Here is a 12,333-nt window from a genome sequence, read left to right on the forward strand (position 1 = left end):
AACCGCCGCCCACTCTCGTTCAATACGTGCGGGTCAGCTCGAAGTTGACCGGCAGGTCGGCCGTGTAGCGCGGCGGACGGTCGGCGGCGGCGAAGCGCCAGCCGCGCACGGCGTCTTCGGCCGCGCGGTCCAGCTCGATATCCCCGCTGGAACGTCCGACGGTGACACTGGTGACGTCGCCTTCCGGCGTGACCGTGACACTCAGGATCACCTTGCCCTCCCGCTGTGCGCGCAGGGCGGACATCGGGTAGCGCGGCGACGGCATGTAGACGGGGACGAGGGGCTCGGTCGCGGGAACCGGCGGCGCCGTCTGCACCGGGACGACGCGTGGCGCGGCAACCCGCGCGACGGCATTGCGCGAACGCGACGGCGCATCCGCCACCGCGGGCGATGGTGCGACACGGGACACCGTCTTCGAGACCAGGGCGGGCGCGGCCGTCGGCAGGGTCACCTCGGCCAGCCGGCGCGTCATGGGTGCGCGTTCGTAGGTCAGCGCCGTGAGCCAGCTGGTGCCGGCGATGCCCATGACGAGGGCCATGGCACTGAGTGAGGTACTGGTGCGTAATGCGAGCATGAGTCTTGCGCGAAGCGGATCAGGGACGTTCGAGGATCGCGGTGACGCCCATGCCACCGGCCGTGCAGATGGAGATCAGGCCGCGGCCCGAGCCCTTCTGCTCCAGCATCTTCGCAAGCGTCGCGACGATGCGCGCACCGGTCGCCGCGAAGGGGTGGCCGGCGGCGAGACTGGAACCGTTGACGTTGAGCTTCGCCGGGTCGATCGATCCCAGCGGGGCGTCGAGGCCCAGCCGGTTACGGCAATAGTCCTCGTCTTCCCATGCGCGCAGCGTGCAGAGCACCTGCGCGGCGAAGGCTTCGTGGATTTCGTAGAAGTCGAAATCCTGCAAGGTGAGACCCGCCTGCTTGAGCATGCGCGGCACGGCCACGGTCGGCGCCATGAGCAGGCCTTCGCCATGGACGAAATCCACGGCGGACACCTGGGCATGCGTGAGGTAGGCCTGGATCGGCAAGCCACGCGCGGCGGCCCATTCGTCGCTGGCCAGCAGCACGGCTGCCGCGCCGTCGGACAAGCCCGTGGAGTTGCCCGCGGTGAGCGTGCCCTGGCCACTGGTCCTGTCGAAGGCCGGCTTGAGCGACGCGAGCTTCTCGAGCGTGGAATCGGCTCGCAGGAAGCCGTCGCGTTTCAGGCCCCGGAACGGCACCACCAGGTCGTCGAAGAATCCCGACTCGTACGCGGCACCCAGCTTCTTATGGCTGGCGAGAGCCAGTTCGTCCTGCTCGACGCGGCCGATCTTCCACTCCTTGGCCATCGATTCGCAGTGGTCGCCCATCGACTTGCCCGTGCGCGGTTCGGCCACGCCCGGGAACGACGGCTTGAGTTCCTTCAGGGAGAATCCGCGCGTGGCGACCTGGAACTTCTCCTTCAGCGTCTTCGCCCGGTTCAGCGCCAGCAATCGCTTGCGCAGCTTCTGGCCGTAGACGATCGGCACGTCGCTGGTGGTGTCCGAGCCGCCGGCGATGCCCGCGTCGATCTGGCCCGTGGCGATCTTGTTGGCGACGAGGATGGCGTTGTCGAGCGAGGTGCCGCAGGCGCGTGCCGTGGTGATGCCGGGCGTGGTGGGCGCCAATCCGGACGACAGGACGGCTTCACGGGCCAGGTTCCAGTCCGAGGAGTGGCGGATGACCGCACCCATCGCGACCTCGCCCAGTTCCACGCCGTGCAGGCCGAACTTCTCCACCAGTGACCCGAGCACCTTGACCGACATCCCGAAGTTGCCGACGTCGGCATAGGCGGTGTTGTTGCGGCAGAAGGGAATGCGGACGCCGCCGACCACACCCACACGCTTTTGCGTCTTATCCATGCTTTGAGAAACGATCCAGACCGATGGGGATGCCCGAGGGCAAGCCGAAATGCGAAGACGAAGGGATCGCGGACGCCGACGATCGCCGACGAACGCGTATCGGCAAGGCTAACCCGCATCCCCGCCCGGCGAAAGCCCGACGTGCCCCGATGATAGAATTACGTTCCTTTGCCGTTCGGAAAAACCTGCCGTGAACGAGTCGCTGATCGCCTGCCCCGCCGTCCTGGCGCTGGAACTGGCCGCGGGCGAAGTACCCGCCCGGCTGGAACTGACCCGGGACGAGGCGCAGGCCCTGGCGACCCTGGTGGCCGACGACCTGCGCACCCTGCTGCCCGGCGTGGAGGCCTCGCGCTTCGCCCTGGCCGGCGCCCTGTTCGACGGCGTCGAACTGCTCAGGCCCGGTTTTCCCGTGTTCGCCACGCTGGAAGAACTGGCACGGCGCATTCCGCGCGTGACCACCGCGGGCGGCGTGGTGGCCTTCGGCACCCACGAGGGCCACATGCCGGCCCAGCCGCTGGTGCCCGATACCCGTTACGCTGGCGGCCCGATGCGCCTGGTGCCATGGATGCTGCTGGCCCCGGAAGACCTGGCCGCGGAACTCACCTCGCGGATGGAAGTGGAACTGGTCGGGCGTGGCGAAGCCGGCGCGGCCACCGCCGACTTTCTCATGCGCACCCTGGGCATGCGCCTGGAGCACGCGCGCTACCTCAGCCGCGACGACCTGCTGGCGCTCACCTGCGTGCAGTACGAACACGTGAACCTCGCGCCCCTGTGGACGATGCTCGAAGCCGCCCTGCTCACCCCTTATAAGGAAGAGACCGCGCTGGGTTCGCGCGGCCTTCCGCTGCATTACGCCGAGGGCCGGGTCGGCATTCCCGGCCCGGCCGCCTGGTTCGCCCGCGCCGGGGCCCAGCGGGAAAACCCCGCCCACGAGTTCGCCGGCACCCTGTTCGAGCTTCGCCAGTACGCCGCGCTGCTCGCCGCCCACCACGTGCCCCTGCACCTCCAGGGCCAGCCCGCGCAGACCGCCGGTTACCTTGTCGAGCCGGTCGCCGAGGCCGACCCCGCCCTGCCGGCACCCGCGATCTACGCGCACGAGGCACCCGGCCTGGGCATGGCCGCGCTCACGGTGGCCCAGCCGTCGGCAGGCAAGGCACGCATCCTGGCCCACGGCTACCCGCTGGCGCCCGACGCGCTGGCGCCACTGCTGGACACCCTGGCCGGTCGCTATGCCACGGAACACGAGGTCCATGCCCTCGGCCGCGTGCTCCTCGACACGGATGGCGCACTGTCGGCACCCGCGCCAAGCCTGCACTGAAACCCGCGTTTTCCCGAATCGTTCGATATACGCGGGCTGGGGTGACGGATTAGAGTGGGTCGACGTCCTGACGGCGACCGCATGCCTGCTTCCGCCCTTCCCGCGAACGCTTCACCCTCGGACTGGTCCGCGTACCTGCTGGAACGCGCGCCGGCGATGATCGCCTACGTCGATACGTCCCGGTGCTACCGCTATGCCAGCCCCGCCTACCTCGCCTGGATGAACATCCAGGAAGACGACGTGGTCGGCCGGCGCATCGACGAGCTGATCTCGCCCGATCTCCACGCACGCATCGAACCGGACCTGTGCGCGGCCCTCGCCGGCGCGCCGATCGTGGCCGATCGCGCCATCGCCCATGAGGATGGCAGCCGCCATGCCCAGGCCACGTTCTCGCCCGACATCGACGCGCTGGGCAAGGTCCGTGGCGTGGCCATCCTGCTTGCCGACATCTCCAGCCGGCGCGAACTCGAGGCGCGGCTGAAGGAAAGCGAGAAGCGATTTTTCCAGGCCTTCCGCTACGCGGCGATCGGCATGGCGCTGGTACTTCCCGACGGGCGCTGGTTGCAGGTGAACGACGCGCTGTGCGCGATGCTCGGGTACGACGAAGAGGAGCTGATGACGCGGGCGTTCCAGGAGCTCACCCATCCTGACGACCTCGCCGCCGACCTCGCGCTGGTCGGGAAGCTGCTCGCGGGCGAGAGCCTGTCGTACCACATGGAGAAGCGCTACCTGCACCGTGATGGACACGTCGTGCATGCGCAGCTCAGCGTGTCCCTCGTGCGCGACGAGCACGGCGAGCCGCTGTATTTCATTTCGCAGGTGCAGGACATCAGCGAGCGCAAGGCCTTCGAGGAAGCCTTGTTCCGCGAACGCGAACTGGCCGAGGTCACGCTGAAGTCGATCGGCGACGCCGTCATCACCACCGATCCGAACCTGATCGTCACCTCGCTCAATCCCATCGCCGAGGCGATGACCGGATGGCCGAGCCACGAGGCCGTGGGCCGGCCGATGGACGACATCTTCCAGCTGCGCGACCCCCTCACCCGCCAGCCGATACCCAACCCGCTGATCATGGCGGTGGACAAGAACAGCATCGTCGGGCTCACCACCGATGCGATCCTGATCCACCGCAACGGCTTCGACAGCCCCATCGAGGATTCCGCCGCCCCGATCCACGACCACGCCGGCAACGTGATCGGTGGCGTGGTGGTGTTCCATGACGTGAGCGAGACCCGCGCGCTCGCGTTGAAGATGGCCCACCTCGCCCACCACGACACCCTCACCGGCCTGCCCAACCGCGCCCTGCTCACCTCGCGCATGGAGTTCGCGGTGACCGTGGCGGCACGGCGCCACCAGCGCGCCGCGCTGCTCTTCGTCGACGTCGACCACTTCAAGCAGATCAACGACACCCTGGGGCACGCCGCGGGCGACGTCCTGCTCCAGGAGGTCGCCCGCCGCATCCGCGCCTCCGTGCGCGCCGACGACACCGTGAGCCGGCTGGGCGGCGACGAGTTCGTGGTGCTGCTGCCGCAGATCGAAGGACCCTCCGACGCGAGCGCCGTGGCGGAGAAAGTGCTCGCCGCCTGCAGCCAGGCCGTCGGCGTGGATACCTCCGCGTTGACGATCAGTTTCAGCATCGGCATCAGCGTGTACCCGGACGACGCGATCGACGCCGAGTCGCTGCTGCGCAACGCCGACACCGCGATGTACGAGGCGAAGATGCAAGGCCGCAATGGCTACCGCTTCTTCAATCCCCGCATGAACGAGCGCAACAGCGCGCGCGTGCGCATCGAGGTGGAACTGCGCAAGGCGCTGGCGCGAAACGAACTCAGCTTGTACTACCAACCCAAGGTCGATGTCGGCCTCGGCACGATCGTCGGCGCGGAGGCGCTGCTGCGTTGGCAGGTGGATGGCGAGGATATCTATACGCCGGAACAGTTCATCCCGGTGGCGGAAGACTGCGGCCTGATCGTTCCCATCGGCGAGTGGGCGCTGCGCGAGGCGTGTGGACAGGCCGAGGCATGGGCACGTCTGTATCGACCGCTGTCGGTATCGGTCAACGTATCCGCCTTGCAGTTCCAGCACACACGCTTCTTCGAATCCCTGCGCGGCATCCTCGCGGAAACGGGCCTGCATCCCACGCTGCTCGAGTTGGAACTGACGGAGCGCACGGTGATGGAAGGCGGCGACCACATCGCCGACCTGCTGCGCAAGATCAAGTCGCTCGGTGTCTCGCTGAGCCTGGACGACTTCGGCACGGGCTATTGCAGCCTGTCCTACCTGAAGCATTTCCCGATCGACACGCTGAAGATCGACCGCGCCTTCATTCGCGACGTCGCCTGGGACAACGACAGCGCCGCCATCGTGAGCGCCATCGTCACCATGGGCAAGGGCATGAACAAGCATGTGCTCGCCGAAGGCGTGGAGAGTATGGAGCAGGCGAGCTTCCTCGACTCGGTCGGCTGTTCGCAGATGCAGGGCTTTTTGTTCGGCAAGGCGATGACGGTGCGCGATTTCGAGGAGCGTATTTCTGCGGTGGATACGGGCGATCCGCGTGTAGCCGTGGAGTGAAGAGCATCGCCGCTGAAGCGGCTCCCACAGTCTGCCTTTAGCCTCAGGGCTGCCATTAGCTTGAATCGCCGACAGGGTCGGCTCCCACAACAGCCCTGGGTGGGAGCCGACCCTGTCGGCGATTCAGGCGCCTAGCGCGGCCTCATACATGAAGTAGTGACACCGCTCCATCCCCAAGCCCGCATATGTCGCCTGCGCCCGCGCGTTCTCCAGTTCCACGTACAACCGAAGACCCACCGCACCCGCACCTTCGGCCATCGCCTTCACATGCGCGTACATCCCGCGGAACACCCCCGCACGCCGCGCCTCGGGCGCCACGTAAACACTCTGCACCCACCAGAAATCGCCGCACCGCCAATCGCTCCACTCGTAAGTGACGAGCAGGCACCCCACGGCGACACCGTCCAGTTCGGCGATCAGGTAGAACCCTCGCCGAGGCTCGTCGAACACCGCCCGCACTCCGCGACCGATGATCTCGGGATCGAGGCGCTTCTCCTCCGTCTCCCAGGCCATGGCGATGTTCCAACGGGCGATGGCGTCGGCGTCGTCCGGTGCGGCGCGGCGAATCTCTAGGGTCATGGGTTATCCGTTCGAAGGACGGCGCTTGCGCGAAGCACCGAGTTTGCGTGTGAGGGTATTGCGGCCGACGCCAAGCGCCGCCGCCGCGTGTTGCCGGTGGCCGTCGTTGGCGATCAGGGCCACTTGCAGCAAGGTCTTGTCCAGCGCATCGCGTGCACGCGCATGCACGTCCACCTCGCCCTGCGCCAACGCATCCTGTGCCCAGATGCGCAGGGCATCCGTCCACTCGGCGCTACGCGTTTCGCGCGCGGGCAGGCCGCCGAGATCGCCCGCCTGGATTTCCGGACCCGGGGCGATCACCGCGAGCCGTCGGCACAGGTTCTCCAGTTCGCGCACGTTGCCCGGGTAATCGCGCTGCTCGATCAGCTTCATCGCGCCGCGCGAGAAGCGCTTCGGCGGCAGCTTCAACTCCGCCGAGGCCTGCGCGAGGAAATGCCGCGCCAGCAGGGGGATGTCGCCGCGCCGCTGGCGCAACGATGGCAAGGCGATGCGCACCACGTCGAGACGATGCTTCAGGTCCGCACGGAAGAGCCCGGCGGCGACGCGCGCCTCCAGGTCCTGGTGCGTGGCCGCGATGATGCGCACGTTACCGTGCATCAATTCGCGTCCACCGACGCGGTAGAACTCGCCGCCCGCGAGGACGCGCAACAAGCGCGTCTGCAACGCCAACGGCATGTCGCCGATCTCGTCGAGGAACAAGGTGCCGCCATCGGCCTGCTCGAAGCGGCCAGCGTGACGGCGCGTCGCGCCCGTGAAGGCACCGGCCTCATGACCGAACAGCTCACTCTCCAGGAGTTCGGCGGGAATGGCCGCCGTGTTCAAGGCCACGTAGGGCTTGCCACGCCGCGCGCTTTCTTCGTGCAATGCACGCGCCACCAGTTCCTTGCCCGTACCCGTCTCGCCGGTGATCAGTACGTTGAGATCGCTCGCCGCCACGCGACCGATCAGGCGAAACACCTCGCGCATCGCCGGGCTTTCGCCCATCAAGGCATGCGCATTCCCGCTCGGCGTCGGCACGACCACTTCCTCGTGCGCGATGGCGAGCGTGCGTTCCACCGCCTCGACCGCGCGGTCGAGGTCGAAAGGTTTGGCGAGATAATCGGCCGCGCCCGCACGGTACGCCGCGGCCGTCGTCGCCACGTCGGTATAGGCGCTCATCACGATCACCGGGCCGATGTTGCGCCGGGTGAGATCTTCGAGCAGGCGCAGGCCGTCTTCGCCCGGCATGCGCACGTCGGTCACGAGCAGGCCCGGCTTCCCCTCCGCCAGCGCCGCGCGTACCGCGTCGCCGGCGCTGAATTCGCGCACCGTATGCCCAGCATCGCGCAAGGCTTCGGCAAGCACGAAGCGCACGCCGCGGTCGTCGTCGGCGATCCAGATCTCAGTCATGCGGCCGCTCCATCGGAAGGTACAGCGAGAAGACCGTCTCGCCGGGACGGCTGGTGTAGCGCAGGTCGCCACCGTGTTCGAGTGCGATTTCGCGCGAGAGCGCGAGGCCAAGGCCCGTGCCGTCCGGCCGTCCCGAGACGAGGGGCTGGAACAGTGAATCGCGCAGCTCGTCCGGCACGCCACGGCCGTCGTCGACCACGTCGACACGCAAGGCCGCGCGCACCGTCCGGTCGCCCAGGCGCGCGCCATGTTCCACGCGTGTGCGCAGGGTGATCGTCCCCGCCCCGGCTTCCCCGGCGTTGCGGGTCAGGTTGAGCAAGACCTGGAGCAGGCGATCGGTATCGCCGAGACTGTCCGGCAAGCTGGGGTCGTAATCGTGGCGAAGACGTGGGGCATCCGCTTCGGCGCCGACGAGGCCTTCGAGGCGTTCGAGTAGCTCGTGCACGTTCACCGGGCCGATCCGCGCCGCGCCGCGATGGCGAAGCAGGCCATCGGCCAGTGCCGCCAGCCGGTCGGCTTCCCCGATCACCATGCTGGCGAGCTGGCGCAGGTCGTCTTCCATCACCCGGCGTTCGAGCAGTTGGGCCGCGCCTCGCAAGCCGGCGAGGGGGTTCTTCACCTCATGGGCGAAGCCGCGCAGGGTTGCCGAGAGAGGAGTGCCGCCTGGGGTCAGATCCGGGGCGAGCGCATGAACTTCGACGAGGATTCTGTTCTCGTCGATCGGCTGCATGGTCAGGTCGGCGGTGACTTCACGGCCCCGCGCCACGCCGAAGGTGACTCCGCGGAGGTTGAAGGCGCGGCGTTCGGAGAGGGTGCGGGAGAGTTGCGAGGCCAGGCTGGGCTCGCGCATCAGGGTGGTCAGTTCCTGGCCGACGGCGGTTCTTGGGCCGACGTCCAGGACCTCGCCGAGGGCGGGGTTGAGCCATTGGACGCGGCCGTCCGGGCCTACGATGGCTAGGCCGGTGGACAGCAGGGTCAGCAGTTCCGCCTGGTTGGGTGCATGCATTGCACCAATGTAGGGAGTTAGGGGGGCGGGGGCAATGGGACTAATTCGGGGTTTGGCTATCTATTGAAAGCGCACCAACTTCATCGGCGGCCCACCTTCGATAATAGTCAGACTCGAGAAATCAGAAGCGAACTCAGCCGTGACGCCCATGGATTCGGATCGAAAGCGCGTGGGAGAAAGTGCGAGCAGACGTTCGGGAACGGGCGCACCGGCGTTCGCATACAAGCCGTCCGGGCGAGCTTCAAAGACCACGTCGAGGCCGCCACCCTTGAAGCGTCCGGCCGCCCTGGAAAGCTCGGCGAGCGATAACGTCTTCTCTTCGGTCGCCGGTGCCGCGATGTCGGGCCATCCATAGTCCGCTGCGACGGCGCGCACGACCTCGTCCATGAGTCGCCGCCCTTGGCCTCCATTCGTCAGGACGACGATGCCATCGCCCTTGCCGACGTAGGCGATCATGAAGGATTGGAACCCCCTGTTCACGCCATCGTGCCCGAAGCGTTCGGGTTTATCCGTATACAGGGCGACCCCAAGTCCCCAGTTGTCCTTGACCGGTGTCAGCATCCTCCGGGCCATGGCTGGAGAGAGCCGGTGATTTTGTATGCCCGCCGCGGAGGCCTGGATGTCCATCAGTAGCCGGGCGAGATCCCCTGCGCTCGTCCATAAGCCTGCCGGAGCCAGTTCCGGGTAGGTGAGGTAGTTACCCGGAATCGGGACGCCATTCTCGTGACCGGACGCCATGTCGGCGCGGATCGCCGGCGGCGGCAGCGGCGCGAAGGCACTTCGCGTCATATGGAGTGGGCCCAACAACTCGCGTTGCGCAAGCTCCGCGAAGGGCATTCCGCTCACGTCGGAGAGAGCGAGTTGCGCCACCAAGTAGCCCCCGCCGGAGTACTCGAATTGTGCACCCGCTGGTAGCTCGCTACGCACGGCAGGATTATTGGCGGGCGGTGCGCCGTCCAGGATCTGGACGAGCGTAGGTAGTGGCGTATCCGGTGCATAACCGGTGAAGCCGTGCACGCCGAGGCCGGAGGTGTGGCTCAGCAACTGGGCAAGGGTAACGCCATGGGGTGCGAGCTTCGGGTCCTCAGGCAGCTTCCAGGAGTGAAGCGCATCGTTGATATCGCGGTTCAGTCCGATCCTCCCTTTCCCGGCCAATCGCAGAGCCAGCACGGCCGTCGCGACCTTGCTTATCGATGCCGCCTGGAACGCGGTATCCGGTGTAACGGGCGCACAGCTCGCGGTATCGCGAACGCCCCAGCCACGCGCCCAGTCGATCTTGCCGTCGTGAAACACGGCGACACTGAGACCAGGCACGCCATACTGGCGCATGCGTTCGGCCAGAGTGAACGGTTTATCCCCGTGCTTGACGACTGTCGGCTGCAGTTCCGTCTCGACATGGCGGGTATGTACATTGCTTGGCCCACCCGCGGCCTCATCGGGGATAGGACAGCGGGCCGACTGGGCGAGGACTGGGGTGGAAACCATTCCTGCAATAGCCACCGATCCATGAAGAACGAGCTTTCGAATCGACCGCATGTCGACCCCTTATTGACGACGGATGACGGAATTAGTGAGCGAGCCATCCTTGCCGAGCTGGATGAATACTTGCTGCGCGCCATGCTGGTATTGAACGTCGTAGATATCCCAGCCGTAGTCCGTGACACCTTCGAACCGATAAGACTCGACGGGTCCAAGTCTGGCGACTCCTCCCGTGTCGGCATGGCTCAATATCTGGTGGAGAACTTTTTCACTGTCGGGAAAGGGCTTCTGATCCTTAACCCTGGCCGCCAGCCCTGCGCGGATCTGTTCCGCGGTCGGCGGATCGACACGAGGAGCCTTCATGACAACACGTCCATGCTCGCGCACAGTCACGGACCTGACCTGGCCGTCGGCGCTCTTAATGAACTCGAGCGTGACGTCGATGCTCGGCACGGAAAACTCGGCATCGCTTAGGGCGGAAACATCGATGGTGCCCTGTGCCACAAACTGGCCGATGGGTTCGATGGTCAGCCCGCTCCCTTTACGCGCCACGGTGACCAGCGAGTAATCACTGAGTGCATAGGAGCCCGTGTAAGCATCGAGAAGTGCCGGGTCTATCGTAGCCGCGTGGTTCACGGAGGGCCCGGGGGCTTCAGGCGGCGTCACCTGAGCCGCAAACACAGCCATGCCGAGGGCGACGCTGATCAAGGCAAATGCCAATGCACCTGCCCATTTTCCTGGCTTCGACAGCATGATCCTTATTCTCCGTTCGAGAAACGATTTCGATTCAGACATCGCCGTTACCGCACCGACGTACCCGGACTGGCCTTGTCCTACCTGGATCAATGTTTCGCAATACTCACCGACATCTCCGCCACCGCCCAAGACACGGGCGTCACAATCGACTTCGATCGCGCATCGAAGGCGATGAAACTGCCACCAGAGCAACGGATTCCACGGCATCGACACCAGGAGGACCATTGCCACGGCGACAAGCAACGGGTCGCGCGCGTTCAAGTGCGATTGCTCATGGGCCATGACGTATCGCTGCCGTTCGGACGATTCCTTCAGCATCCAGGCCGGCACGACGATGCGCGAGCGGATCAAGCCGACGACCGCAGGCCCGACGCTTTCGGAAACGAGCACGGGTGCACCACACACGGTGCCGGGCGTCCAGCCACGTTTACGCCGATGGAACAGAGCCGTGCTTGAACCGAGAAACAACATCAGGGTGAACGAACTGGCCAGCCATATATCCGCCAGAAACCTGTTGATGCGCACTGACGAGGTGTACGTCCTTGTCCCACTCCAGTCGATGACCGTCGATGCCAACGGGATCGATGTAGTGTCGCGCAGGATAAATGGCCCGGATGCGGAAGCCGCCGCGGGTGCCGCGGAACTGAAGGTTTCGAACCGCGGTATGGAGATCGTCGCCATGGCGATCGGCAGAAGCGACGATGCCGCGATGGCGACCATCCATGGCCAACGCGTGGAAATCCGCCGATATCTGGCCGCCTTCTCGGCCAGCAGCGCTGCCCCACTCAGGGCGACGGCGACGAGAACGGCATAGATCATCCATGCAAGCATCACGGCTTCTCCTTGCCGGCCCGTTCGGACAACAACTTGCGCAAGCGGCTGATCTGCTCGGGACTTAGCTTCTGCTCGGAAACCAGGTGCGAGAAAAGCAGTTCCGTGGAACCTTTGAAAAGTTTGTCCGTCAGGTGCTGTAGTGCGTTCTTGCGCGCGGCCTGCTGCTTCACGCTGGCGAAATAGCGATGCCCACGCCCCTCCTCTTCGTAGCCGACGTAACCCTTCGCTTGCAGCGTACGCAAGACGGTGAGCACCGTGGTGTACGCGAGCTTATCGCTCAAGCGCTCGCGAACGTCCGTCACCAGGGAAGGGCCGTGTTCCCACAGTACCTGCATGATGTCCGCCTCACGGTCGGTGAGAGAGATTTTCATACCGGGTCCTCGCACAGTTATCTACTATAGGTTTAGTTGATATATGCCCGCGGGATACGTTTGTCAACTAAATCTATAGTAGCTACAGGCCCTCTCGCCTTGGTGGGAGCCGACCCTGTCGGCGATCCCGCGGCTGCGGGCCAGGTTGAG

General features: G+C 65.9%; 10 protein-coding genes. 2 read left to right on the forward strand and 8 right to left on the reverse strand.

What is annotated here, in order from left to right; translation table 11 throughout:
* Window positions 1-19: 19 nt before the first annotated feature.
* Together AB6730_RS13875 and AB6730_RS13880 are read right to left on the reverse strand one after the other, a co-directional pair.
* Window positions 20-574 carry an energy transducer TonB gene (locus AB6730_RS13875; RefSeq protein WP_371024195.1) on the reverse strand — a complete coding sequence of 185 codons (555 nt, stop codon included), beginning with the start codon at window positions 572-574 and terminating at the stop codon, window positions 20-22.
* Between the two features lie 19 nt (window positions 575-593).
* Window positions 594-1,880, reverse strand: a complete 1,287-nt coding sequence (locus AB6730_RS13880) for an acetyl-CoA C-acetyltransferase (RefSeq protein WP_371024196.1) — start codon at window positions 1,878-1,880, stop codon at window positions 594-596.
* A gap of 190 nt (window positions 1,881-2,070) precedes the next feature.
* On the opposite strand from AB6730_RS13880, the gene AB6730_RS13885 reads away from it, so the two are divergent.
* A complete protein-coding gene (locus tag AB6730_RS13885; RefSeq protein WP_371024197.1) occupies window positions 2,071-3,198 on the forward strand; it encodes a hypothetical protein in 1,128 nt (375 codons plus the stop codon).
* An 81-nt stretch (window positions 3,199-3,279) separates the two neighbouring features.
* On the forward strand, window positions 3,280-5,769 hold the full coding sequence (locus tag AB6730_RS13890) for an EAL domain-containing protein (protein ID WP_371024198.1): 2,490 nt from the start codon (window positions 3,280-3,282) through the stop codon (window positions 5,767-5,769).
* A gap of 123 nt (window positions 5,770-5,892) precedes the next feature.
* Here AB6730_RS13890 and AB6730_RS13895 read toward each other — a convergent pair whose 3' ends face one another.
* The 6 genes from AB6730_RS13895 to AB6730_RS13920 are packed head-to-tail and all read right to left on the reverse strand — an operon-like array spanning window position 5,893 to window position 12,183.
* Window positions 5,893-6,348 (reverse strand): N-acetyltransferase family protein, encoded by a 456-nt coding sequence (locus tag AB6730_RS13895; RefSeq protein ID WP_371024199.1) that lies wholly within the window; start codon window positions 6,346-6,348, stop codon window positions 5,893-5,895.
* A 3-nt stretch (window positions 6,349-6,351) separates the two neighbouring features.
* On the reverse strand, window positions 6,352-7,737 hold the full coding sequence (ntrC, locus tag AB6730_RS13900) for a nitrogen regulation protein NR(I) (protein WP_371024200.1): 1,386 nt from the start codon (window positions 7,735-7,737) through the stop codon (window positions 6,352-6,354).
* Window positions 7,730-8,743 (reverse strand): nitrogen regulation protein NR(II), encoded by a 1,014-nt coding sequence (locus tag AB6730_RS13905; RefSeq protein WP_371024201.1) that lies wholly within the window; start codon window positions 8,741-8,743, stop codon window positions 7,730-7,732. Before AB6730_RS13905 ends, ntrC begins: the two co-directional genes overlap by 8 nt.
* Before the next feature lie 60 nt (window positions 8,744-8,803).
* Window positions 8,804-10,279, reverse strand: coding sequence for a serine hydrolase domain-containing protein (locus tag AB6730_RS13910; RefSeq protein ID WP_371024202.1), 1,476 nt, complete (start codon window positions 10,277-10,279; stop codon window positions 8,804-8,806).
* A gap of 9 nt (window positions 10,280-10,288) precedes the next feature.
* The gene (locus tag AB6730_RS13915; RefSeq protein WP_371024203.1) at window positions 10,289-11,809 is read right to left on the reverse strand and encodes a M56 family metallopeptidase; all 1,521 of its coding nucleotides are present in this window, start codon (window positions 11,807-11,809) and stop codon (window positions 10,289-10,291) included.
* Window positions 11,809-12,183, reverse strand: coding sequence for a BlaI/MecI/CopY family transcriptional regulator (locus AB6730_RS13920; protein WP_371024204.1), 375 nt, complete (start codon window positions 12,181-12,183; stop codon window positions 11,809-11,811). Before AB6730_RS13920 ends, AB6730_RS13915 begins: the two co-directional genes overlap by 1 nt.
* Window positions 12,184-12,333 lie beyond the last annotated feature (150 nt).

The sequence above is a fragment of the Luteibacter sp. RCC_6_2 genome (assembly GCF_041360655.1).
In the GTDB taxonomy this organism is placed as follows: Bacteria; Pseudomonadota; Gammaproteobacteria; order Xanthomonadales; family Rhodanobacteraceae; genus Luteibacter.